Source organism: Mycolicibacterium brumae, assembly GCF_025215495.1.
GTDB classification, from domain to species: domain Bacteria; phylum Actinomycetota; class Actinomycetes; order Mycobacteriales; family Mycobacteriaceae; genus Mycobacterium; species Mycobacterium brumae.
Map to the genome: position 1 here is coordinate 2313043 of NZ_CP104302.1, position 23977 is coordinate 2337019.

The following is a 23977-nucleotide window of genomic DNA, read 5'->3' on the forward strand; positions in this document are numbered from 1 at the left end:
AGTTGTTATGTGGCATTGCCCGACCCTCACAAGGAGCCACTTCTCGCACGAGGAGCCACTTTTCGCACGCGTTTCCCGGGACGGGGTGCGCGAAAACTGGCTCCTCGTGCGAAAAGTGGTCCCTCAGGAGGTCTGCTGCTGCAGCGCCATATGCAGGAACTGCAGCTTCTGCAGCACCGCGGGCGGCAACACGAACGGATAGAGATCGTCGCGGCCCATCGACCGGTTCACCATGTTCAACGACCACACCAGCGGCAGCCACATCTCGATCAGCGAGTCGAAGGCGCTGAGCCCGAGCAGTTTCCCGTCGTATCCGGCGTTGGCGGGCGCGAGCCCGAAAGCAGCCGCGGTGTCCAGGGTGTCGCGGATGTGCAGGTAGTGCGCGAAGGTCTCGGCGAAGTCCTCGGCCGGGTGCATGGTGGCGTAGGAGGACACGAAACTGTCCTCCCAGCCGGCCGGCGGGCCCTGCGAGTAGTGCCGGTCCAGCGCCGCCTGGTAGTCCAGATCGGGGTCGCCGAACAGCTCGGCGAACTGAGCCCGCAGCGCCGGCGCCGGATCGATCAGCACGTAGAAGTAGTAGTGCCCGATCTCGTGCCGGAAATGCCCGAGCAGGGTGCGGTACGGCTCGTCCATCTCGGCGCGCAGCTGCTCGCGGTGCGCGTCGTCGCCCTCGGCCAGGTCGAGGGTGATCACGCCGTTCTGGTGCCCGGTGGTGACCGGCCCGCCGGCGCTGGACAGCAGGTCGAAGGCCAGCCCGTAGTCCGGGTCGGCGTCCCGGCCGGTGATCGGCAGACTCAACTCGGCGAGTTCGGCGACCAACCGGCGTTTGGCGGTCTCGGCCAGCGCGAACGCCGCCATCGCCTCGACATCGCTGTCCGCGGGCCGGGTGCGGGTCAGCCGGCAGGACTCGCACAGCTCCGGACCCGACGCGGGGACCAGCCAGTTGCACTGCGCCACATGCAGGTTCGCGCACAGCGCGAGCTCACCGCCGTCGCGCACCGGCAGCATCGCCCGGTCCGGGAGCGAGTACCCGATCGGGGTGTCACACGCCAGGCACATCGAGTTCTCGAACGCCAGGTGCTGCCCACACCCGGGGCAACGGAAATCACGCATGATCCTCCGACGGCGACACGTCCACCGACACCTTGATCACGCTGCTTTCCGAGTCGGTGTAGATGATGCCGCGCAGCGGCGGCACGTCCGCGTAGTCACGGCCCCAACCGACCACGATATAGCGCTCGTCGACCATCTGGTTGTTGGTGGGGTCCAGCCCCAGCCACTGCCCCTCCCGGGTCCACACCGCCGCCCAGGCGTGGGTGGCGTCCGCGCCGATCATCCGCTCCTTGCCCGGCGGCGGGTCGGTGGCCAGATACCCCGAAACGTAGGCCGCGGCCAGCCCGTTGGCGCGCAGGCAGGCGATCGCCAGCCGGGCGAAGTCCTGGCACACGCCTTCGCGGGCGTCGAGCACCTCGGCGACCCGGGTGGACACCGTCGTCGACCCGGACCGGTAGGTGAAGTCGGCGTAGATGCGCGCGTTCAGATCGGTGAGCACGTCGATCAGCCGGCGGCCGGGGGTGAAGCTGGGGGCGGCGTAGGCGCGAACCTCGGCGGTGATCTCCGGGTCGGCCAGGTCGAGGGTGAACTCAGCGGCCAGCGCGCCGTCGGGCCCGACGGGCCGGCTGATCTCCCACGGCGCGACGGCCGACCCGCCGCCGTAGAGCGCCGTCGGCGGTGGATCGACCTCCACCACCGACTCGCCGGTGACGGTCAACGCCCGATGGTGATCGGTGATCTGGAAGTAGGTGCTGCGGTTGCCGTAGCCGTCGACGGATTCCGCCCGGTCCGACGGGTCCGGGCTGATGGTCAGCTGGTGGTCCAGGCAGCGCTGCGCGGCGGTGTCCCGCGGCGTGAGGTACCCGCGGCCGAAGGAGTTGGTGACGACGTCGGAGTACCGGTAGTCGGTGCGGTGCAGCACCCGGTAGCGGCGGGTCATGGCAGCACCCGCGACTGGTTCGGCCCCCACAGCGGCTGCATGGCGCCGGGCAGCGAGAGTTGTGTTGCGGCAAGCAGATCCGAGAGATCGCGCAGGCCGGAGTTGACGGCGTCGAGCAATCCGGCCAGCGCGGCGCGGCGGCGCCCGTCGGCGTCGACGGCCTCCAGGTCGTCGGTGTCCAGCCTGCGCAGCCGGATCACCATCTCGTCGACCAGCCGTTCCGGCCGGGTCGCCCCGGTCGCGCCGGGCAGGCTGCGCAGCCGCCGCCGCAGCCGCTCCAGTTGGAAGACCATCGACCGCGGATTGTCCTCGTCGAACAGCAGCAGGTCGGCCATCGCGGCCACACTGATCTGGCCGAGGGTGCGCCGCCGATAGGTGATGGCGGATTCGCACACCGTCAGCACCGCTTCGGCCACCACCTGCTCGACGGCCGGGTCGGTCACCTCGGTGATGGTCGCGCCCAGCAGCACCGCCAGGTTCTGGCCGCGCTCGATGCGCTTGCCGATGTCGTTCATGGTCCAGCCGACGTCGCGGACGGTGGATTCCGCCTGCAACCCGGACAGCGCCAGCATGCCGGACTGGGTGCGGGCCTGCGCGGTGGCCAGCAGGTGTTCGCCGCGCATCCGGGAGTCCGGCGGGGCGGCGTTGTGCCCCAACGCGTTTCGCTCGACGCCGGCCAGCACCGTCCAGGTGTCGTTGGACAGCTGGTCACGCACCGAACGGGCGGCCATGCCCAGGCGCAACACCGACTGCGCCATCGATCCGGGTCGGCTCACGTCGACCGTCAGCGACCACATGGTCGACGGGGCGATGGCGATCTGCTCGGCGGCGTCGCCGTCGGCGCCGGTGTCGGTGCCGGTCAGCACGCCGAGCGCCGACAGCAGCACCGGCACACAGCCGCTGGCTGCGATGTCCTGGCGGTGCCGGTATTCGTGATAGCGCTCGCGGGTCACGTTGAGCAACCGGGCCATCGTCTCGGCGCGCTCGGCGTAGCGGCCGGTCCAGTACAGATCCGAGAGCACGCGCGGGGAGCTGACGCCGACCGCGGGCAGCGGCGCCGCCGCCGGCAGCTCCACCGGGGCGGACCCGGCCGCACTCTGCGCCCGGCTGGCCGGGACCACCCAGATATCCTTGGCGGCAACGTTTTTCACGCCCTGCTCGCCTACGCTGATGACCGCGCCGAGACCGCCGATCATCGGGGTGTAGCCGCTGCGCTGGGACACCGTGAACAGCCGCATCCCGACGGCGGCCGAACGCAGCGGGCCCGGGTCGATGGCCGTCGGCGCTCTGGAGTACTGCGGCAGTTCCTGGCCCACCCACTGCCACGGCGCGGCCTGGATGCGGGCGGCGAGCTGTTCGCGGCGGGCGGCGCTCAGCGTGGAGCCGAACACCGGCGGCCCGCCGGTGACCGCGCGCAGCACCAGCGAGTCCAGCCGGGCCAGCAGGTGCGAGCGTTCCCGATCGACACCGCCCCAGAACGTCGGCGGCGCGGACAGCAGCGGGGTTTCGCCCAGCAGGGTGCGGGCCAGCTCCGGCAGGAAGCGCGCCACGCCCGGGCTTTCCAACACGCCGCTGCCCAACGGGTTGACCACGGTGACCGCGCCGCGGCGGGCGACCTCGGTCAGACCGACGACTCCGAGCCGGGAGTCTGCGCGCAGGTCCAGCGGGTCGGCGTAGTCGGCGTCGACGCGGCGCAGCACCACGTCCACGCGTTTGAGGGTGCCCAGCGAACGCATCCACAACGCGCCATCGCGCACCATCAGATCGTCGCTCTCGACCAGCGGGAACCCCAGCGCGGAGGCGAGGTAGGCCTGGTCGAACGCGGTCGCCGAGCCGATGCCGGGACTGAGCACCACCACGAACGGGTCTTCGGCGGATTCCGGGGCGGCGTCGATCAGCGAGAGCCGCAGCGCGGTGGCGAACGGCGACACCGGCCGCGGCGCGATCCGCTCGTAGGCCACCGGCCCGGCGTGCGCGACGACCCGGCGGTCGGCCATCGCGTAGCCGGCCCCCGACGGCGCCTGGGTCCAGTCCGCGTGCACGGTGAACTCCCCGGACGCCGCACGGGTGACGTCGGCGGCGTAAGTGAAGAGTTGATGCCGGCCCGGCACCGTGATACCGCGGGCGGGCCGCAGGTAGCCGGGGTGGGCGAAGACCAACTGCGGGGGCAGCACCCCGCTGGTCAGCGCGCGTTGCGGGCCGTACAGGTCCGTCAGCAGCGCGTCGAGCAGCCGGCAGCGCTGCAACAGACCCGCCTCCAGGGTCTCCCACTCGGGCGCCGAGACCAGCAGCGGCACGCCGTCCAGGCGCCAGGCGAGGGCGCCGCCGTCGGGGGCTCCGGCGGTGATGCCGTTGTAGTCGACGAGTTCGGCGACTTCGTTGCGCAGCCGCTGCAGACCGGGGTCACCGGCTTCGTCGAGCACCTCGGCCAGCGCGGTCCAGGCCGGTGACGACGCCGGATGCGGGTCCTGGCCGGACTCCGGCCCGACGGGCATGCCGACGGCGGACGCGACAGCCATCAGCACCTCATTCCGCTCGACGAACATTCCGGATTGCTCAGCGCAACACGGTACGGACCCGGCGAAGGTCCAGGATGCCCGGCGCCCCCACATCGGTGGCCGCGCGGGCCTGCGTCTCCCGCAGCGCGGCCAGATCGATCTTGCCGGGGGTGAAGCCGGTGGCCTCGAAGCGCCGGCCGCGACGGGATTCGGCCTCCACCGCGTTGACCGGCGGGTGGTCGTAGGCGCGCCCTCCGGGATGCGCGACGTGGTAGGTGCAGCCGCCGCGCGCCATGCCGGCCGCGAGGTCCACCAGTTCGAAACGCAACGGTGAGTCGACGGTGATGGTGGGGTGCAGCGCGCTCGGCGGCTGCCAGGCCCGGAACCGGACGCCGCCGACCTGGATGTCGGGATTGTCGGTGGCCAGCAACGGGATGGGGTGGCCGTTGCAGGTCAGCGCGTAGCGGCCCCGGTCGGCGCCGATCAGCCGGACCTGGATGCGCTCCACCGACGAGTCGACGTAGCGGGCGGCCCCGCCGGCGGTGGACTCCTCGCCCAGGGTGTTCCACGGTTCGATGGCGCCTCGGAGTTCGATCTCCACCCCGTCGAACACCGCGGCGCCGATCCGCGGGAAACGAAACTCGGTGAACGGGTCCAGCCAGCTGGTGTCGAAGTCGATGCCGGCGTCGCGCAGGTCGGCGGCGACGGCGGCGATGTCCTGAATCAGGAAGTGCGGCAACAGGTATCGGCCGTGCAGGTTCGCGCCATGCCGGATCAGCGGGGCGCGCAGCGGGGTTTCCCAGAACCAGGCGACCAGGCAGCGCACCAGCAGCGACTGCACCATCGCCATCTGGAAGTGCGGCGGCATCTCGAAGCCGCGCAGTTCCAGCAGGCCCAGCCGGCCGCGGGCGTGGTCGGGGCTGTAGAGCTTGTCGATGCAGAACTCGGCGCGGTGGGTGTTTCCGGTCAGGTCGGTGAGCAGGTGCCGCAGCGCCCGGTCGGTGACCCAGGCGGCTGGAGTTCCGGATTCGGACAGCCGGGCGATCTCGGCGAACGCGATCTCCAGCTCGTAGAGCGCCGAGTCCCGGCCCTCGTCGACGCGCGGCGCCTGCGAGGTGGCGCCGACGAACCGGCCGGAGAACAGATACGACAGCGCCGGGTGGCGCTGCCAGTAGGTCAGCATGGACACCAGCAGGTCGGGGCGACGCAGCAGCGGCGAATCCGCCGGGGTGGGACCGCCCAGGGTGATGTGGTTGCCGCCGCCGGTGCCGCCGTGTCCGCCGTCGAGGTCGAAACTCTCGGTGGACAGTCGGGCCAGCCGGGCCTGTTCGTAGAGCGTCTCCAGCTGGCCGAGCTGCTCGCTGAAGCTGGTGGTCGGCGCGACGTTCACCTCGATCACCCCCGGATCGGGGGTGACCGACATCGAGGTCAGCCGCGGGTCCGGCGGCGGGCCGTAGCCCTCGATGATCACCGGCGTTCCGATGGCCGCGGCGGCGTCCTCGATGCGGGCGATCAGCTCGGCGAAGTGGTCGAAGGCGTCCAGCGGCGGCAGGAACACGTACAGCAGCTCGCCGGCGGCGTCGGAGCGGATCTGGGCGACCAGCGCGGTGGTGGGGGCGCCGTCGGCGTCGACCACGACGGCGTGGCCCTGCCGGGGTTGTGGCGCCGGCGGGTCGGCGAGCACGTCGGCGTGCGCCTCCGGGCGGGGCGGGGTCCAGCTGATGGCGTCCAGCGGCAGCCGCAGCCCGGCCGGCGAATTGCCGGGGGTCAGCACCACCCGGCCGCGGCGCAGCCGCCAGTCGGCGCTGGCCCAGCCGGCGTCGTCGTCGGCGCGGTGCAACGGCAGCAGGAACGCGGCCGGTTCGGCGACGGTGGCGTCCAGGGCCGCGAGCAGCGCGGCGCGCGCCGCGGGGCCGTCCTCGGCCAGGTCCTCTTCGGCGTCGACAGCCGGGCCGTCGGGCGCCCGGACCGCGGCGGCCAGCCTGGCCAGCGGATCCTCGAATGCCGGGCGGACCTGTGTCTCCGGCAGCCCGAGCCCGTCGGCGATGACCGCCAGCAGCCGCTGCGGAGCGCGGGCGGGGACCGTCGCCGGCGTGTGCCGGGCGCCCGGGGCCGGGGTGGGCCACGGGTCGGCGAGCAGGCCCGGGTCGCGCCACAGCGGGGTCCCGTCGGCGCGCCAGTGCAGCCCGATCTGCCAGCGCGGCAGCGGCTCGCCCGGGTACCACTTGCCCTGATTGCGCTGCACCAGGCCGCCGGGCGCCCAGACCCGCTTGAGCCGGTCCGCCAGCGCCGAGGCCAGTTGCCGCTTATGCGGGCCGTCGGGTTCGGTGAGCCACTCCGGATCGGTCTGGTTGTCGATGGACACGAAGGTCGGCTCGCCGCCCATCGACAGCCGGACGTCGGCGCCGGCCAGCCGGCGGTCGACGCGCTCCCCCAGGTCGACGACGGCGGCCCACGCCGACTCGGTGTAGGGCAACGTGACGCGCGGGTCCTCGTGCACCCGGGTGACGATGTTGGCGAAGTCCAGGGTGGTCTCGGCGATGCCGGTGGCCCCGGTGATCGGCGCGGCCGACGACGGGTGCGGGGTCGCCGCCAGCGGGATGTGGCCCTCCCCGGCGAACAGCCCGGAGGTGGGGTCCATCCCGATCCAGCCCGCGCCGGGGATGTACACCTCGGTCCAGGCGTGCAGGTCGGTGAAGTCCGCGCTGGGGCCCGACGGGCCGTCCAGCGCCGGCACGTCGGAGGCCAGCTGCACCAGGTAGCCGGAGACGAACCGGGCGGCCAGCCCCAACTGCCGCAGCACCGACACCAGCAGCCAGGCGGAGTCCCGGCAGGAGCCGATGCCGGTGCGCAGCGTGTGGTCGGGGGTCTGCACCCCGGCTTCCATCCGCACGCTGTAGCCGATGTCGGCGTTGACGGCCTGGTTCAGCATGACCAGGTAGTCGATGGTCGCGGTCTGCGGCGGGGCCGCGAAGTTGCGCACCCATTCGGTGACCAGCGGGCCGGGGCCGCAGCCGGGCGTCGCCTCGTCCTCGTCCACCGGCCGCAGGTACGGCTTGAGGTCCTCGGCCAGCGCCGGCGGGTATGTGAACGGGATGTGTTCGGCGTATTCCTCGATGAAGAAGTCGAACGGGTTGATCACCTTCAGATCGGCGATCAGGCCGACGGTGATGGTCAGTTCGCGGGCGCGGTTGGGGAACACCAGCCGGGCCGCGAAGTTGCCGAACGCGTCCTGCTGCCAGTTGATGAAATGGTCGGCCGGGGTGACGGTCAGCGAGTAGGCCTCGATCGGGGTTCGGCTGTGCGGCGCCGGCCGCAGCCGCACCACGTGCGGATGGATCTCCACCAGTCTGTCGAAGGCGTAGCTGGTGCGATGTTCCAGCGCCACTTTGATGCCCACCCGGGCAATCCCACCACGAACTCCGGTGCCGCGCAGCCTAAGACGACGCCGGATTGCCTTCCGCGGGCTTGGCGTCGGCCGGCTTGGCCAGCTTGGCAGGTTTGGCGTCCAGGCCGGCTTCCTTGCGCTGCGCGGCGGTGATCGGCGCCGGGGCGTCGGTCAACGGGTCCACGCCGCCGCCGGTCTTCGGGAACGCGATGACCTCGCGGATAGAGTCCTCACCGGCCAGCAGCGCGGTGATCCGGTCCCAGCCGAACGCGATGCCGCCGTGCGGCGGGGCGCCGTAACTGAACGCCTCCAGCAGGAAGCCGAACTTGTCCCGGGCTTCGTCCGCGTCGATGCCCATCATCGCGAACACCCGCTCCTGCAGATCCGCGCGGTGGATGCGGATCGAGCCGCCGCCGATCTCGTTGCCGTTGCAGACGATGTCGTAGGCGTCGGCCAGCGCCGATCCGGGGTCGGTGTCGAAGGTGTCGAGGCTGTCCGGTTTGGGCGAGGTGAACGCGTGGTGCACCGCCGTCCAGGCGCCCGAACCGACGGCGACGTCCCCGGAGGCGGTGGCCTCGTCGGTGGCCTCGAACAGCGGCCAGTCCACCACCCAGGTCAGCGCCCAGGCGTCCGGGTCGATGAGGTCCAGCCGCTTGGCGATCTCGATGCGCGTGGCGCCCAGCAGCGCCCGGGCGCTCTTGGCGGTCCCGGCCGCGAAGAAGACGCAGTCCCCCGGCGCGGCGCCGACGTGCGCGGCCAGGCCTTCGCGTTCGGCGTCGGACAGGTTCTTGGCGACCGGGCCGCCGAGCGTGCCGTCCTCGCCGACCAGCACGTATGCCAGCCCCTTGTGGCCGCGCTGCTTGGCGAACTCCTGCCAGCCGTCCAGGGTGCGGCGCGGCTGGTCCGCGCCGCCGGGCATCACCACCGCGCCCACGTAGGGCGCCTGGAACACCCGGAACGGGGTGTCGGTGAAGTACTCGGCGCATTCGACGAGTTCGACGCCGAAGCGCAGGTCCGGTTTGTCGGAGCCAAACCGGCGCATCGCCTCGGCGTAGCCGATCCGCGGCAACGGAAGCTCCAACTCGACGCCGATGAGGCGCCACAGCGCGGCCAGCACCTGCTCGGAGACGGCGATGACGTCGTCGGCGTCGACGAAGCTCATCTCCATGTCCAACTGGGTGAATTCCGGCTGCCGGTCGGCGCGGAAATCCTCATCGCGGTAACAGCGCGCGATCTGGTAGTAGCGCTCCATGCCGGCGACCATCAGCAGCTGTTTGAACAGCTGCGGACTCTGCGGCAGCGCATAGAACGAGCCGGGCTGCAGCCGCGCGGGCACCAGGAAGTCCCGCGCGCCCTCCGGGGTGGACCGGGTCAGCGTCGGGGTCTCGATCTCGACGAAATCGTGGGCGTCGAGCACCGCCCGGGCGGCCGCGTTGACCTTGGAGCGCAGCCGCAGCGCCTTGCCGGGGCCCTCGCGGCGCAGGTCCAGGTAGCGGTGCCGCAGCCGGGCCTCCTCGCCGGCGGTCTCGTCCAGCTGGAACGGCAGCGGCGCGCTTTCGCCGAGCACCGTCAGCTCGGTCGCGTTGACCTCGATCTCGCCGGTCGGGATGTCGGGGTTGGCGTTGCCCTCGGGCCGGACCTCGACGACACCGGTCACGCTGACGCAGAATTCGGCGCGCAGCCGGTGGGCCTGTTCCAGCACGCCGGCGTCGCGGAACACCACCTGGGCGACCCCGGACGCGTCGCGCAAATCGATGAAGATGACGCCGCCGTGATCGCGCCGGCGGGCCACCCACCCGGCGAGGGTGACGGTCGTCCCGGCGTCGGTCGGGCGCAGGGATCCGGCGCGGTGGCTGCGCAGCACAACAACTCCTGGTGTTCACGGGATGGGGCGGCTCAACAGTCTATAGATGCCCGCGGCGTGTGGGATTCTGGTGGGATCACTGTGTTCGGCGACAGCGCCGACGAGACGGAGGCGCGATGACCTTCAACGAGGGCATACGGATCGACACCAGCACCACCTCGGCCAGCGGCGGCCGGGGCGGCGGGCGCGGGATCGCCGTCGGCGGTGTCGGCGGTCTGGTGATCGTGCTGCTGGCGCTGTTCTTCGGCATCAACCCCGCGGATCTGACCGGCGACGGCGATCCGGCGGCGCCGGGCGCCCAGCAGAACGCCCCGGAGTTCGAGCACTGCAAGACCGGCGCGGACGCCAACAAGTACGTCGAGTGCCGGGTGATCGCGACCGGCAACTCCGTCGACCAGGTGTGGACCAGCCTGCTGCCCGGCTACCAGCGCCCGCAGCTGCGACTGTTCAGCAATGTCGTCGACACCCGCTGCGGCCAGGCCACCAGCGACGTCGGCCCGTTCTACTGCCCGGCCGACCAGACGGTGTACATCGACACCAGCTTCTACCAGGTGCTCGTCGACCAGTTCGGCTCCAGCGGTGGGCCGTTGGCGCAGGAGTACGTGATCGCCCACGAGTACGGCCACCACGTGCAGAACCTGCTCGGCGACATCGGCAAGGCCCAGCAGGGGGTGCAGGGCGCGCAGGGCAACAGCGTGCGCACCGAGCTGCAGGCCGACTGCTACGCCGGAGTGTGGGCGCATCACGCCTCGGTCACCCAGGCGCCGGGCAGCGACAAGCCGTACCTGGAGCCGCTGACCGACAAGGACATCGCCGACGCGTTGTCGGCGGCCTCAGCCGTCGGCGACGACCGGATCCAGGAGGCGGCCACCGGCCGGGTGAACCCCGAATCCTGGACGCACGGCTCCTCCGAGCAGCGTCAGCACTGGTTCACCGTGGGTTACCAGACCGGTGACTACAAGCGCTGCGACACCTACAACGCCCGCGATCTCGATAACGGCTAGGCGTGTGGATGGCCTAGACCCGCTGCGGGCTAGGCCGGGGGCGCTTCCTGCAGCGCGTCGGCGACGGCCTCGGCCTCGCGAACGGCGGCTTCGGTGTCCTGCTCGACGATGGCTTCCTCTTGGGCCTCGGCCTCCGGGCCGGTCAGCGGCGCCTCGGCCGGCGGGTTCTCTGCCGGCGCGGCGTCAGCCGGCGGAACCTCGGCGGCCGGCTCCTGCGCCGGAGCGGCGCCCGGAACCCAGCCGGCCACCTGGCAGCGCGGGTTGTACAGGTCGGTCGCCTTGCTGACCTGCTGGCCGTCGACGGCGATCTCGCAGGTCGGGTTCGGCGCGCCGCGGCCACCGTGCTGGGTGCTGCTGACGGTCATGATCGCCTGGTTCGGGTCGTCCAGGGTGACGGTGACGGTCCACGGGGCGCCGCCGGCGATCGGGATGGTCTCGTTCTTCCAGTACAGGTCGGGATCGGCGTTCTCGGCGGCCTGGTTGGGCGAGTTCGCGATCCGGTAGTAGACGTTGTAGTTGTAGTCACCGCCGTAGAGCGTGTAGGTGACCTGGTGGCCGGGCTCGGCCTGCGCGATGGCCGGGCTCACTGCGATTGCTCCGGCGGCCAGCAGAATGGCCGCCCCTGCGGTGGTAGTCGATTTCGCCATGTCCCTCATATCTGGTGACGCTACCGAACTGTTACATACTGCACATGGCGGCCTTGTGAGAGGCTGCATTCATGTCGACGGCCTCCAAACCAGCTTCCGGCCCCGCCGAACCCACCGTCCTGGTCGACACCGGCGGCCTGGTGGTCACCGACGACGGGCGCAAAGTCGTGCTGATCGACCGGCGCACCGGATTGGCGAGCATCGCCAACGTCGTTCTCCCCGCGGTGGCGATCGCCGCCTTGATCTTCGGCATCACCACCCTCACCCGCGGTCAGCTCCCCGGCTGGCTGGGCTACGCCGCGCTGGCCGTCGCGGCGCTCGCCGGTTACGGCGCATTCCGGTCCATCAGCACGTTCCGGGCCCGCCGCGCCGCGCCGCTGCGGGAAGGCCGCACCGTCGCGGTGCTGGATCGCCGACTCAATCTGTTCAGCTACGCCGGCGGCGCGATCACCGCCCTGGACCAGGTGCACTTCGAGCGGCGCGCGCAGTTGACGTCGACCACCGCCAAACTGGTCGCGGTCACCCCGGGCGGGCGCAAGGTGATCAAGCGCGGCTATCGCCTCGACGGCGGCATCGGCAAGGTCGACGAACTGCTCAACGCCGTCGCCCGGGGCGGCCAGGAGTGACCGAACGGACGACCTGCGCGGTCGTCGGCGGTGGCCCGGCCGGGATGATGCTCGGGTTGATCCTGGCCCGCTGCGGGGTGGATGTGACGGTGTTCGAGAAGCACGCCGACTTCCTCCGCGATTTCCGCGGCGACACCGTGCACCCGTCGACGCTGACGCTGCTCGACGAGCTGGGCCTGTTCGAGCAGTTCGACGCGCTGCCGCACAGCCGGTTGGAGCGCGTCGAGTTGCCGATCGGTGACACCGTGGTCACTCCGGTGGATTTCAGCAGGTTGCCGGTCGCGCACCCGTACATCGCGATGGCCCCGCAGTGGGACTTCCTCAATCTGCTGGCGAAGGCGGGCGAGAACGAGCCGCATTTCACCCTGCGGATGAGCACCGAGGTCACCGGGCTGCTGAAGGACGGCAGCACGGTGATCGGCGTGCGCTACCGGGGGCCGGACGGTGACGGCGAATTGCGCGCCGACCTGACGGTGGCGTGCGACGGACGGTCCTCGCTGCTGCGCGCCGCGGCCGGGCTGACGCCCCGCAGCTATCCGGTGCCGTTCGACGTGTGGTGGTTCCGGCTGCCGCGCGCCGACGAGGCCGATTACTCGCTGCTGCCGCGCACCATGCCGGGTCGGGCGATCATCATGATCCCGCGGGTGGGCTACTTCCAGATCGCCTACCTGATCCCGAAGGGCGCCGACGCACAGCTGCGGGCCCGTGGACTGGACTCGCTGCGCGCGGAGTTGTCCGTGCTGGCCCCGGAATGCGACGCCGCCTCGATCGATGACTGGGACGATGTGAAGCTGCTGAATGTGCAGCTCAACGAGCTGCCGCGGTGGTACGGCGACGGGCTGCTGTGCATCGGCGACGCCGCGCACGCGATGTCCCCGGCCGGTGGGGTCGGGGTGAACCTGGCCATTCAGGACGCGGTCGCCGCGGCCGGCCTGCTGTGGCGACCGCTGCGGGACGGGACGGTCGGCGAGGCCGATCTGGCGGCCGTGCAGCGTCGCCGCGGGCTGCAGACCCGCGCGGTGCAATTCGTGCAGCGGATGATCCATCGTGTCCTGCTGAAGCCGGTGCTCGCGGGCCGCGACATCACCGCGCCCAATCCCGCCATCAGGCTCGGCGCGGCGGTGCTGCGCCGGTTCCCGGCGATCGCGGGGATCCCGGCTCGGGTCGTGGGGCTCGGCCTGCGTCCCGAGCACGTGCCGGAGCCGGCCAGGCGGTAGCGCGGGAGCTCAGCGGCGGGAAAGTGCCGTCAGCCACCGAGCTCTTCGCAGCTCGTTCCTCGCCGCTCGACTCGCCGGGCCACCTCGTCGACGACGGCGTCCAGCGGCACGTCGACCTGCTCGCCGGTGGCCAGCAGCTTGAGCCCGATGTTCCCCTCGGCGATCTCGCGGTCGCCGGCGACCAGCGCGATCGCCGCGCCGGAGCGGTCGGCGGCGCGCATCGCGCCCTTCATTCCCCGATCCCCGTAGGCCAGATCCACCCGCACGCCGGCGGCGCGCAGGTCCGCGGCCACCCGGGCCAGCGCCAGCTTGGCGTCCGGGCCCAGCGGCACGCCGAACACGTCGACCCGCGACCGCGGACCGGGTTCGACGCCTTCGGCGCGCAGCGCCAGCAGGGTGCGGTCCACGCCCAGCCCGAATCCGATGCCGGACAGGTCCTGGCCGCCGAGTTGGCGCATCAGGCCGTCGTAGCGCCCGCCGCCGCCGATGCCGGATTGCGCGCCCAGCCCGTCGTGCACGAACTCGAAGGTGGTCTTGGTGTAGTAATCCAGCCCGCGCACCATCCGCGGGTTGATCGCGTACGGCACCCGCAGCGCGTCGAGATGCGCGAGCACCGCGTCGAAGTGGGTGCGCGCCGCCGCGGAGAGGTGGTCGAGCATCACCGGCGCGTCGGCGGTCATCTCGCGGACCTCGGGGCGTTTGTCATCGAGCACCCGCAGCGGGTTGATCTCAGCGCGGGCGCGGGTGGCCTCATCCAGCGGCAGCGCGAACAGGAAGTCCTGCAGCAGTTTCCGGTATTCGGGCCGGCAGCTGTCGTCACCGAGGGAGGTGATCTCCAGCCGGAACCCGGTCAGCCCCAGCGAGCGGAAGCCGGCGTCGGCGACGGCGATGACCTCGGCGTCCAACGCCGGGTCGTCGACGCCGATCGCCTCCACCCCGACCTGCTGCAACTGGCGGTAGCGGCCCGCCTGCGGCCGTTCGTAGCGGAAAAACGGGCCCGCGTAGCAGAGTTTGACCGGCAGCGCGCCCCGGTCCAGTCCGTGTTCGATGACCGCGCGCATCACCCCGGCGGTGCCCTCCGGGCGCAGCGTCACCGAACGGTCGCCGCGGTCGCTGAAGGTGTACATCTCCTTGCTGACCACGTCGGTGGACTCGCCGACGCCGCGCGCGAACAGCGCGGTGTCCTCGAAGATCGGCAGCTCGATGTCCCCGTAACCGGCGCGGCGCGCAGCGGTCAGCAGGCCGTCGCGCACCGCGACGAAGCCCGCCGAGTCCGGCGGCAGGTAGTCCGGCACGCCCTTGGGGGCGGAGAACGTTTGGCTCACGAGCAGTCCTTGAGGTGCGGATTGGCGCGCCGCTCGGCGCCGATGGTGGTGGACTGACCGTGGCCGGGCATGACGACGGTCTTGTCCTCGAGCACCAACATTTTGGCGCCAACGGCCTGCACGAGTTGGCGGCGGGCTATCTCGGCGAGCACCTCGTCGGCCGTTTCGCCCGGTTCGTCGCAGTCGTGCCCGAGCTCCCGGCACATCAGGGTGTCGCCGCTGAAGACCACCTGCACCGGGTCGAACGCGTCACCGGCGTGGACCCGATAGGCCACCGATCCGTCGGTGTGCCCGCCGATCAGGTCGACGGCGACGTCGATCCCGCCGACGGTCAGCACCTGACCGTCGGACACTTCGACGACGATCTCGGGTTCGCCGAATTCCTGGGCGGCCAGCAGCGGGCGGTCCTCGGCATGGATGTAGACCGGGATGTTCCAGCCCGCCGACAGGTCGTAGGCCGCCGCGCTGTGCCCGGGGTGGCCGTGGGTGAGCAGCACCGCCGCCGGGGCCCAATCGTTGGCGGCGAAGTAGTACTCCAGGGTTCCGATCGAGTCCTCCCCCGGGTCGACGACCAGTGCCGGGCCGCCCGCGGCGGCCGCCAGCACGTAACAGTTGGTGTCGAACAGACCCGATGCGAAACCCGAGATCAGCACGGCGACCATCCTCGCATCACCGGGCCTTGCGCGGTTTCGCCGCCGGCGGCTGGCACACTGCATGCCATGTCGACGAACGAACAGCGACGCGCCGCGGCCAAACGGAAACTCGAACGCCAGGTGCAACGACGCGAAGCCAAGGCGAAGCGGCAGAAGACCATCGGGCTGGTCGCCGCCGGCGTCGTCGTGGTGGTGGCGGTCGCCGCCATCGTGTGGTTCGTGGTGGGCCGGGGCGAGGACTCCACCGCCACCGCGAACCCGGGCGACCCGAGTCTGCCCGCCGGGGCCGTTATCGCCCCGGAGTACACCGGCGAGCTGCCGCCGTTCACGCATGCATTACGCGGGCCTGGGCCGGGACTGCGAATACACGCCGTCCGGCACGGCCAGCAAGCCGAACACCCCGCCGCGGGCCGGCGAGGTGCCCACCGATCCTGCGACGGTGAGCCTCAGCATGGCCACCGACCGCGGGAACCTCGGTCTGCTGCTGAACAACGGCCAGGCGCCGTGCACAGTCAACAGCTTCATCAGCCTGGCCAACCAGGAGTTTTTCGACGACACCGTCTGCCACCGGCTGACCAACAGCCCGTCGCTGTCGGTGCTGCAGTGCGGCGACCCCGGCGGTGACGGCACCGGCGGGCCCGGCTACCGGTTCGCCGACGAGTACCCGAACGACCAGTACCCGCCGAACGACCCGGAGTTGCAGAAGCCGGTGCGCTACCCGCGCGGCACGGTCGCCATGGCCAACTCCGGTCCGGGCACCAATGGCAGCCAGTTCTTCCTGGTGTACCAGGATTCGCAGCTGCCGCCGAACTACACCGTGTTCGGGACCATCGACGAGACCGGGCTGGCCACCCTGGACGGCATCGCCAAGGCGGGCCTGGCCGACGGCGCACAGGGCGACGGCAAGCCCGCCGAGGAAGTGCGCATCAAGGCCATTCGCACCGACTAGGCGCCCGCTACCCCCGCATCGTCAAGCGGCGGAAGTCACCCGGTACACGTCGTAGACACCCTCGACGTTGCGCACCACGTTGAGCACGTGGCCCAGGTGCTTGGGGTCGCCCATTTCGAAGGTGAACCGGCTGATCGCCACCCGGTCGTCGGAGGTGGTCACCGACGCCGACAGGATGTTGACCTTCTCGTCGGCCAGCACACGCGTCACATCGGAAAGCAAACGGTGCCGGTCCAGGGCCTCCACCTGGATGGCGACCAGGAACACCGACGTCGGGCCGGGCGCCCACTGCACGTCGATGATCCGCTCGGACTGCTGCTGCAGCGACGAGGCGTTGGTGCAGTCGGTGCGGTGCACGCTGACTCCCCCACCTCGGGTGACGAATCCCATGATCGCGTCGCCGGGCACCGGAGTGCAGCACTTGGCCAGCTTGGTCAGGGTTCCCGGGGCGCCGGGCACCGCGATGCCGGTGTCGTCGTTACGCCGTTGGCGCACCGTGATATTCGACGGGGTGGCCCGCTCGGCGATTTCGTCCTCGGCGTCGTCGGCGCCACCGAGTTGGGCGATCAGCCGCTGCACCACGTGATGGGCGGAAATGTGTCCTTCGCCGACGGCGGTGTAGAGCGCCGACACGTCGGTGTAGCGCAGCTCGCGGGCCAGCAAGCCCATCGAGTCCGCACTCATCAAGCGCTGCAAGGGAAGTCCGCCGCGGCGCACCTCGCGCATGATGGCGTCCTTGCCGGACTCCAGCGCTTCCTCGCGGCGTTCCTTGGCGAACCACTGCCGGATCTTGGCCTTGGCGCGCGGGGACACCACGAAGCCCTGCCAGTCCCGCGACGGTCCGGCATTGGGCGCCTTGGAGGTGAAAACCTCGACGACCTCGCCGTTTTCGAGTTTGCGCTCCAGCGCCACCAACCGGCCGTTGACCCGTGCGCCGATACAGCGGTGGCCCACCTCGGTGTGCACGGCGTAGGCGAAATCCACCGGAGTGGAACCGGCCGGCAACGTCATCACGTCGCCCTTCGGGGTGAACACGAAGATCTCGGCGACGGCCAGGTCGTAGCGCAGCGACTCCAGGAATTCGCCCGGGTCGGCGGCCTCCCGCTGCCAGTCCAGCAGCTGCCGCATCCACGCCATATCGTCGATCTCGGCGGCGCCGTGCGGATGCGGAACGCCGTTGCGCCCCTTGGCTTCCTTGTAGCGCCAGTGCGCGGCGATGCCGTACTCGGCGGTGCGGTGCATGTCGCGGGTGCGGATCTGCACCTCCAGCGGCTTGCCCTCCGGGCCGATCACGGTGGTGTGCAGCGACTGGTACACCCCGAAGCGCGGTTGGGCGATGTAGTCCTTGAACCGCCCGGCCATCGGCTGCCACAGCGCGTGCACGACGCCGACCGCGGCGTAACAGTCCCGGATCTCGTCGCACAGGATCCGCACCCCGACCAGGTCGTGGATGTCATCGAAGTCGCGGCCCTTGACGATCATCTTCTGATAGATCGACCAGTAGTGCTTGGGCCGGCCCTCCACCACCGCGCTGATCTTGGAGGCCTCCAGGGTGGCGATGATCTCGGCGCGCACCTTGGCCAGATAGGTGTCCCGGGACGGCGCCCGGTCGGCCACCAGCCGGACGATCTCGTCGTAACGCTTGGGGTGCAGGATCGCGAAGGACAGGTCTTCGAGTTCCCACTTGACCGTCGCCATACCGAGGCGGTGCGCCAGTGGGGCGATGACCTCCAGGGTCTCGCGGGCCTTGCGGGCCTGCTTCTCCGGCGGCAGGAACCGCATGGTGCGCATATTGTGCAGCCGGTCGGCGACCTTGATCACCAGCACCCGCGGGTCGCGCGCCATCGCGATGATCATCTTGCGGATGGTCTCGCCCTCGGCGGCGCTGCCCAGCACCACCTTGTCCAGCTTGGTGACCCCGTCGACCAGGTGGCCGACCTCCTCACCGAAGTCGGCGACCAGCTGCTCCAGCGAGTAGCCGGTGTCCTCGACGGTGTCGTGCAGCAGCGCGGCGACCAGCGTGGTGGTGTCCATGCCCAGCTCGGCCAGGATGTTGGCCACCGCCAGCGGGTGGGTGATGTAGGGATCGCCCGATTTGCGCATCTGGGTGGCGTGGCGCTCCTCGGCGATGGCGTAGGCGCGCTGCAGCAGCGCCACGTCGGCCTTGGGGTAGATCGAGCGGTGCACCGCGACCAGCGGTTCCAGCACCGGGTTGAAGTGGCTGCGCTGGGCGGTCATCCGCCGCGCCAGCCGGGCCCGCACCCGCCGCGACGCGCTGGTGGCGGTCTTGACCGCCTCCATCGGCTGGGTCGGCGGACTGGCTTCCACCTGCGGTGTCGCCGCGCGCGGCGTGGCGTCGAGCGCCTGTTCCTCGGCCATCCCGCTCACCTCCCGTCGGATCGAGCCCTCGGTATCCGAGACTAATCCCTGGGGTCGACACTGAGCGCGGTGACCGGCATCGGCGCGACCGCGCGTCGCCCGCCCAACGCCGGCAACTCCAGCACCACCGCGGCGCCCGCGACGTTCGCGCCCGCCGAATCCAGCAACGATCCGGCCGCGCCGAGAGTGCCTCCGGTGGCCAGCACGTCATCGATGATCCAGACCGTGCGACCGGCCAAATCGATGCCGTCGGCGGGGATCTCCAGCACCGCCGAGCCGTATTCCAGCTGGTACTCGCACCGGCGGACCGGCGGCGGGAGCTTGCCGCCCTTGCGCACCGCCAGCATGCCGACCCCGAGCCGGGTGGCGACCGCCGCGCCAACCAGGAAGCCGCGGGCGTCGATCCCGGCGATCAGGTCCGCGCCGTCGGTGACCTCGGCCAGCGCGTCGGTGACCGCGGCCAGCCCGTCGCCGTCGGCGAGCACCGGGGTCAGATCCTTGAACCGCACGCCCGGCGCCGGGAAGTCGGCGACGGTGCGGGTCAGCTCATCGATCAAGCGCTGCGCGGCATTAAGTCGCGTCACGCGCGCTGCCAGCGGTCCATGTTCCAGCCGGCGCCCCAGCGGGTCGGGCTCGAACTCACCCCCGACATGTCCTTGCCGGTCAGCAGCATGCGCTGGTGCCGGTACAGCGGCAGCGTCGGCATGTCCTTCCACAGCGCGACGTCGCCGTCGCGCAGCAGCCGGGCGATCTCCTTGGCGTCGGTGGTGACCACCAGATCCCGGACCACCCCGTCGACCACCGGGTTGAGGTAGCGCGGCAGGTTGTTGCCGTTGCCGCTGACGAACTGGTAGGCGTCCATGGCCGAGGAGCCAGTCGATCCGGAGCCGACCGCGCCGCCGTCGCCGGACAGCAACGCGTCGATGGCGCCACTGGCCAGGCTGCCCGGGGTGATGGACGGGTCCGAGGCGTCCTCGACGGTGATGCCGGCGGCCGCGCAGGACCGGGCGATGGCGCCGACGACGGTGGCCAGCCGCGCGTTGGGGGCCTGGTAGCCGATCCGCACCCGCAGCTCCTGGCCGCCGAGCGCGGTCTTGGCGGCCGCGACGTCCCCGCGGGCGAACGGCGCGGACTCGGGCACATTCTCGATCGGGGTGAAGGCGTCCTCGGCGGCGGCGTTGAGCCGGGCGTTGGACACCGGGACCCCGGCGTCGCGGGCGATCTCCTCGCGCGGGACGCACAGCGACAGCGCGCGCCGCGACGGGATGACCGCCAACGGGCCCACCGGCGCGAAGATCAGCTGCTGGATGCCCGCCGACGGGGATTCCATCCGGGTGAAGTCCTCCGGCACCGACAGCACGCCGGAGGCTCCCGCGGACACATCGACGACGTCGACGTCGCCGAGGTTGAGCCGGTCCTGGATGTCGGCGCTGCGCGGCCACACCGTCACCTGCTTGGTCACCGGTTTGGGCCCCCACCAGCGCTCATTGGCCATCAGGATGACCGCGCCGTCCGGGGTGACCTCGGCCAGCCGGTAGGGCCCCGACGACGGGAAGGCGGTGACGTCGACGCCCGGGGTCAGCGCCCAGGTGGTGTTCCAGGCGTCGGCGATCTGGCCCACCTTGGGCCGGTCACCGGCCTGGATGGCCTCGGTGACGCCGAATCCGAGCTGGTCGGACAGCACGTGCGCGGGCATCATCGACGTCGCGGTGAACAGCTGCATGTAGTCGGTGACCGCGCGGTTGTCGGCGAAGGTGACCCGCGCGTTCTTGGCGCCCGGCTGGCATTCGACGCGCGCGATGTCGGCGTAGCCGGCCCGGCTGGCGGCGTCGAATCCGGTGAACACCCCGGACTGGGCCGCCCAGGCGAGCACCAGATCGTCGCAGGTGACCGGGACGCCGTCGGAGTAGACCGCCGAATCGGAGATGACGTAGTCGAGCACCATCGGGGCGCGGCCGACGACGGACACCGTGCCGAAGTCGTGGTCGGCGACCACCTGGCCGTCGGGCCCGTGGTAGCTGAACCCGGTGAGCACCCGGGCGAAGGCCTGCGGCCCGGCCGACGCTGCGCCGTCGACGGTGTTGACGTTGTAGGTGTCCACCATCCCGCCGACCGCGTAATCCACCATGCCGGCGTTGCCGCCGCACGCGCTGACGCCGGAGGCGATAACCGCCGTCGCCAACGCCGCGCAGCAGGCCAGTCGGGTGCGTCGCGCTGCCATCGTCTGCCTCGCCGCTCTAACTCCGGCGGGCGGAACGCTTGCCGGTGGGCCTGCTGGGACGGCTGGGCGCGCCTGCGGTGGCCTTCGCCGGGGCGGCGGCCGCGGTGGGCTCCGCGGAGGTGTCGTCGGACTCGTCGGCCGCTTCGGCGTCGGCGCTCTCGGCGGCCTTGTCCGCGCGCGCCCGGCGCTTGAGCACCCGGCGGGTGTGATTGCGGACCTTCTCGGTGCGTTCCAGCATCGACACCAGCAGCGGCGTCGCGACGAAGATCGACGAGTAGGTCCCGACGATCACGCCGACCAGCTGGATCAGCGCCAGGTCCTGCAGGGTGCCGACCCCGAGCAGCCACACCGCGATGACCATCAGCGCCAGGATCGGCAGCGCCGAGATGACGCTGGTGTTGATCGAGCGCATGAAGGTCTGGTTGACCGCCAGGTTCGCCTGCTCGGCGTAGGTGCGACGGGTGGTGTGCTCGAAGCCCTCGGTGTTCTCCTCCACCTTGTCGAACACGATGACCGTGTCATACAGCGAGAAGCCGAGGATGGTGAGCAGCCCGATGACGGTCGCCGGGGTGACCTCGAAGCCGACCAGGGAGTACACCCCGGCGGTGATGATGAGGTCGAAGAACATGGTGATCAGCGCCGAGAGGGCCATGTACCGCTCGTAGCGCACGGTGATGTAGATGCTCACCAGCGCCACGAACACCACCAGCGCGATCAGCATCTTCTGGGTGATCTGCCCGCCCCAGGTGGGTGACACGTCCGAGCTGCTGACCGCCTGCTGACTGGGCTGCCCGTCGGGGCCCAGTGGCTGGAACTCGTCGAACAGCGCGATCGTCAGATCGGTGGTCTGGTCGTTGTCCAGCGTCTCGGTGCGGATCTGAACGGTCTTCGAATCGCCGCTGCCGACCTCCACGACCGATTCCGGCGCGAAGCCGAGCGTCCGGCTGAACACCTCTTCGGCGGCCTCGGTGGTGACCGAGGAGGACTCCGGCGCCGGGATGGACACCTTGGTGCCGCCCTCGAAGTCGATGCCGAAGGTGAATCCGCGGACCAGGATGCTCGCGATGGTGATGAGCAGCATCACCGCGCTGATCATGTACCACATCTTGCGCTTGCCGATGACGTCGAAGCCGCCGGTGCCGGTGTAGAGCCGGTTCAGGAAGCTGCGCTGCTGCGGGGCCGCCGCGGCGGGCTTGTCCTTGCCGCGCTTGGCCGGCTTGGTGGTGGTCTTCACCGCGACGGCGGCGGTCTCCTCCGCCTCCCCGTCGTCGGTCTCGGTGATCACGTCGGTCTCGGTGATCTCGACGTCGGTCTCGTCGTGCTCTTCGCTGCTGTGCTTCGCCACTGGCGTTACCTCCGTCCCGTCGCAGCTTCGGCGTTTCGGCGTTCCCGGGCGACCTGCTGCACCGCGCCCAGGCCGTTGAAGGCCGGCTTGGCGAACAACGTCGACTTACTGGCCAGGTAGACCAGCGGCCAGGTCACCAGGAACACCACCAGCACATCGAGGATGGTGGTCAGGCCGAGGGTGAACGCGAAGCCCTTCACCTGGCCGATGGCCAGCACGTAGAGCACGGCGGCCGCGATGAAGGTCACCGCGTTGCCGCTGACGATCGTCTTGCGGGCGCGGGTCCAACCACGCGGCACCGCCGACCGCCAGGACCGGCCCTCCCGGATCTCGTCCTTGATGCGTTCGAAGAAGACCACGAACGAGTCCGCGGTCATGCCGATGCCGATGATCAGACCGGCGATGCCGGCCAGGTCCAGGGTGTAGCCGATCTGACGGCCCAGCAGCACCAGCAGCGCGAAGACCATGGCGCCGGAGGCCACCAGGGACAACGCCACCAGCACGCCGAGCGCCCGGTAGTAGATCAGCGAGTACAGCAGCACCAGGGCCAGGCCCACCGCGCCGGCGATCAGGCCGGCCCGCAGCGAGGTCAAGCCCAGCGTCGGCGAGACCGTCTCGGCCTGCGACGCCTCGAACGACAGCGGCAGCGAGCCGTACTTCAGCACGTTGGCGAGTTGCTTGGCGGTGGCGGCCGTGAAGCTGCCGGTGATCTGGGTGTTGCCGCCGGGGATCGGCCCGCGGATCTGCGGGGCGCTGACCACCTGCGAGTCCAGCACGAACGCCGTCTGGGTGCCGACGTTGGCGGCGGTGAAGTCCGCCCAGGTGTCCACCGCGGCGCCCTTGAACTGCACGTTGACCACGTACTCGCCGCGCTGCGGGTCCAGCCCGGAGGACGCGTCGGCGATCTCCTCGCCGCTGATGATCGACTTGTCCAGCAGGTAGACCTGCTGACCGTCCTGAGAACAGGTCACCAGGGGCAACTCGGGATCGTCGTTTCCGGCGAGCGCGTCCTCCTTGCCGCACAGCATGGCGGTGAACGGCACACCGGCGTAGAGCAGCACGTTCTGGTTGGTGGACTGCCGCAGCTCCTTGGCCAGCCGGATCTTCTCCGCCTTCTCCTTGCGCGGATCGGTGGCGCCGGAGCCGTCCTCGGCGCGCGCCTCGGGGTTGTCCGCGGCCGGCTGCTCGGGGGCCGGCGACGGCGCCGGGCTCGGGTCCTCCGGGGCCAGCGGGTACGGCCGCGGCTGCGCCGGGGGCGTGCCGGTCGGCTCACCCGCCGGGACCTCACCCGCGGGGGCATCCGGAACGGGCTCACCCGCCGGGACGCCCTCGGGGGCCTCGCCGGCCGGCGGAACCTGGCCGGGCTGCTGCCCCGCCTGCTCGGCGGCGGCGGCCAACTCGGCCGCCGGCCACGCCTTCACCACCGGTCGGATGTAGAGCCGGGCGGTCTGGCCGAGGTTGCGGGCCTCGCTGCCGTCGGTGCCGGGCACCGTGATGACCAGGTTGTCGCCGTCGATGACCACCTCGGAGCCGGAAACGCCCAGCCCGTCGACGCGAGAGGTGATGATCTCCTGCGCGGTCAACAACGACTCCCGCGACGGCGTCGAGCCGTCCGGCGTCCGCGCCGTCAAAGTCACCCGGGTGCCGCCCTGCAGGTCAATGCCCAGCTTCGGCTCCGCACGCTTGTCCCCCATCAGGAAAACCAGCAGGTACGCGCCGAGCAGCAGGACCAGAAACAGGGCTAGCCAGCGGTACGGATGCACCGTCGTCTTAGCCGTGGCCACGTGTGGTTACTCCTCAAAAATTCCGTGCGGGATCGCGCAACCGCGTGCGCGAACACGCAAAGGCTACGCCGACGTTCCTGGCAA

The 23977-nt window shown here is 70.9% G+C and carries 16 protein-coding genes and 1 pseudogene; 4 read left to right on the plus strand and 13 right to left on the minus strand.

The window, feature by feature from the left end; translation table 11 throughout:
• Positions 1-123: 123 nt before the first annotated feature.
• From L2Z93_RS11165 to aspS, 5 genes are all read right to left on the minus strand, one after another.
• Positions 124-1113: a zinc-binding metallopeptidase family protein gene (locus L2Z93_RS11165; protein WP_090584685.1), complete on the minus strand. Its 990-nt coding sequence runs from the start codon at positions 1111-1113 to the stop codon at positions 124-126.
• The gene (locus tag L2Z93_RS11170) at positions 1106-1993 is read right to left on the minus strand and encodes a transglutaminase family protein (RefSeq protein ID WP_090584687.1); all 888 of its coding nucleotides are present in this window, start codon (positions 1991-1993) and stop codon (positions 1106-1108) included. Before L2Z93_RS11170 ends, L2Z93_RS11165 begins: the two co-directional genes overlap by 8 nt.
• A complete protein-coding gene (locus L2Z93_RS11175; RefSeq protein WP_234785956.1) occupies positions 1990-4488 on the minus strand; it encodes a circularly permuted type 2 ATP-grasp protein in 2499 nt (832 codons plus the stop codon). The genes L2Z93_RS11170 and L2Z93_RS11175 overlap by 4 nt, the downstream gene beginning before the upstream one ends.
• Positions 4489-4549: 61 nt before the next feature.
• Positions 4550-7891, minus strand: a complete 3342-nt coding sequence (locus L2Z93_RS11180) for a transglutaminase family protein (protein WP_090584691.1) — start codon at positions 7889-7891, stop codon at positions 4550-4552.
• A 37-nt stretch (positions 7892-7928) separates the two neighbouring features.
• On the minus strand, positions 7929-9743 hold the full coding sequence (gene aspS, locus L2Z93_RS11185; protein WP_090584693.1) for an aspartate--tRNA ligase: 1815 nt from the start codon (positions 9741-9743) through the stop codon (positions 7929-7931).
• Positions 9744-9859: 116 nt separating this feature from the next.
• On the opposite strand from aspS, the gene ypfJ reads away from it, so the two are divergent.
• The gene (gene ypfJ, locus L2Z93_RS11190) at positions 9860-10747 is read left to right on the plus strand and encodes a KPN_02809 family neutral zinc metallopeptidase (protein ID WP_090584695.1); all 888 of its coding nucleotides are present in this window, start codon (positions 9860-9862) and stop codon (positions 10745-10747) included.
• Positions 10748-10776: 29 nt separating this feature from the next.
• Here ypfJ and L2Z93_RS11195 read toward each other — a convergent pair whose 3' ends face one another.
• Positions 10777-11394 (minus strand): Rv2576c family protein, encoded by a 618-nt coding sequence (locus tag L2Z93_RS11195; protein ID WP_193438891.1) that lies wholly within the window; start codon positions 11392-11394, stop codon positions 10777-10779.
• 71 nt (positions 11395-11465) lie between these two features.
• On the opposite strand from L2Z93_RS11195, the gene L2Z93_RS11200 reads away from it, so the two are divergent.
• Together L2Z93_RS11200 and L2Z93_RS11205 are read left to right on the plus strand one after the other, a co-directional pair.
• Positions 11466-12020 (plus strand): hypothetical protein, encoded by a 555-nt coding sequence (locus tag L2Z93_RS11200; protein ID WP_234785944.1) that lies wholly within the window; start codon positions 11466-11468, stop codon positions 12018-12020.
• Entirely contained in the window at positions 12017-13237 is a 1221-nt protein-coding gene (locus L2Z93_RS11205; protein WP_090584697.1) for an FAD-dependent oxidoreductase, read from the plus strand. Before L2Z93_RS11200 ends, L2Z93_RS11205 begins: the two co-directional genes overlap by 4 nt.
• A gap of 29 nt (positions 13238-13266) precedes the next feature.
• On the opposite strand, the gene hisS is transcribed toward L2Z93_RS11205, so the two are convergent.
• Complete coding sequence (gene hisS / locus L2Z93_RS11210) at positions 13267-14562, minus strand: histidine--tRNA ligase (protein ID WP_090584699.1); 1296 nt, start codon at positions 14560-14562, stop codon at positions 13267-13269.
• The gene (locus L2Z93_RS11215; protein WP_090584972.1) at positions 14559-15215 is read right to left on the minus strand and encodes an MBL fold metallo-hydrolase; all 657 of its coding nucleotides are present in this window, start codon (positions 15213-15215) and stop codon (positions 14559-14561) included. Before L2Z93_RS11215 ends, hisS begins: the two co-directional genes overlap by 4 nt.
• Positions 15216-15281: 66 nt before the next feature.
• On the opposite strand from L2Z93_RS11215, the pseudogene L2Z93_RS11220 reads away from it, so the two are divergent.
• Positions 15282-16164 (plus strand): annotated as a pseudogene (locus L2Z93_RS11220) (peptidylprolyl isomerase).
• A 21-nt stretch (positions 16165-16185) separates the two neighbouring features.
• Here the strand turns inward: L2Z93_RS11220 and L2Z93_RS11225 are convergent.
• The 5 genes from L2Z93_RS11225 to secD form a co-directional block, all read right to left on the minus strand.
• The gene (locus L2Z93_RS11225) at positions 16186-18543 is read right to left on the minus strand and encodes a RelA/SpoT family protein (protein WP_090584703.1); all 2358 of its coding nucleotides are present in this window, start codon (positions 18541-18543) and stop codon (positions 16186-16188) included.
• Between the two features lie 41 nt (positions 18544-18584).
• The gene (locus tag L2Z93_RS11230; protein ID WP_234785945.1) at positions 18585-19127 is read right to left on the minus strand and encodes an adenine phosphoribosyltransferase; all 543 of its coding nucleotides are present in this window, start codon (positions 19125-19127) and stop codon (positions 18585-18587) included.
• Positions 19124-20764: an ABC transporter substrate-binding protein gene (locus tag L2Z93_RS11235; protein ID WP_090584705.1), complete on the minus strand. Its 1641-nt coding sequence runs from the start codon at positions 20762-20764 to the stop codon at positions 19124-19126. Before L2Z93_RS11235 ends, L2Z93_RS11230 begins: the two co-directional genes overlap by 4 nt.
• Before the next feature lie 16 nt (positions 20765-20780).
• Positions 20781-22046, minus strand: coding sequence for a protein translocase subunit SecF (secF, locus tag L2Z93_RS11240; protein ID WP_370745894.1), 1266 nt, complete (start codon positions 22044-22046; stop codon positions 20781-20783).
• Positions 22047-22114: 68 nt separating this feature from the next.
• Positions 22115-23893: a protein translocase subunit SecD gene (secD, locus tag L2Z93_RS11245; protein ID WP_090584709.1), complete on the minus strand. Its 1779-nt coding sequence runs from the start codon at positions 23891-23893 to the stop codon at positions 22115-22117.
• Positions 23894-23977 lie beyond the last annotated feature (84 nt).

Bases quoted from the DNA above. Each gene is read 5' to 3' on its own strand.
- L2Z93_RS11165 (WP_090584685.1), bottom strand. From the start codon at position 1,113: ATGCGTGATTTCCGTTGCCCCGGGTGTGGGCAGCACCTGGCGTTCGAG.
- L2Z93_RS11170 (WP_090584687.1), bottom strand. From the start codon at position 1,993: ATGACCCGCCGCTACCGGGTGCTGCACCGCACCGACTACCGGTACTCC.
- L2Z93_RS11175 (WP_234785956.1), bottom strand. From the start codon at position 4,488: ATGCCCGTCGGGCCGGAGTCCGGCCAGGACCCGCATCCGGCGTCGTCA.
- ypfJ (WP_090584695.1), top strand. From the start codon at position 9,860: ATGACCTTCAACGAGGGCATACGGATCGACACCAGCACCACCTCGGCC.
- L2Z93_RS11195 (WP_193438891.1), bottom strand. From the start codon at position 11,394: ATGGCGAAATCGACTACCACCGCAGGGGCGGCCATTCTGCTGGCCGCC.
- L2Z93_RS11200 (WP_234785944.1), top strand. From the start codon at position 11,466: ATGTCGACGGCCTCCAAACCAGCTTCCGGCCCCGCCGAACCCACCGTC.
- L2Z93_RS11225 (WP_090584703.1), bottom strand. From the start codon at position 18,543: ATGGCCGAGGAACAGGCGCTCGACGCCACGCCGCGCGCGGCGACACCG.
- L2Z93_RS11235 (WP_090584705.1), bottom strand. From the start codon at position 20,764: ATGGCAGCGCGACGCACCCGACTGGCCTGCTGCGCGGCGTTGGCGACG.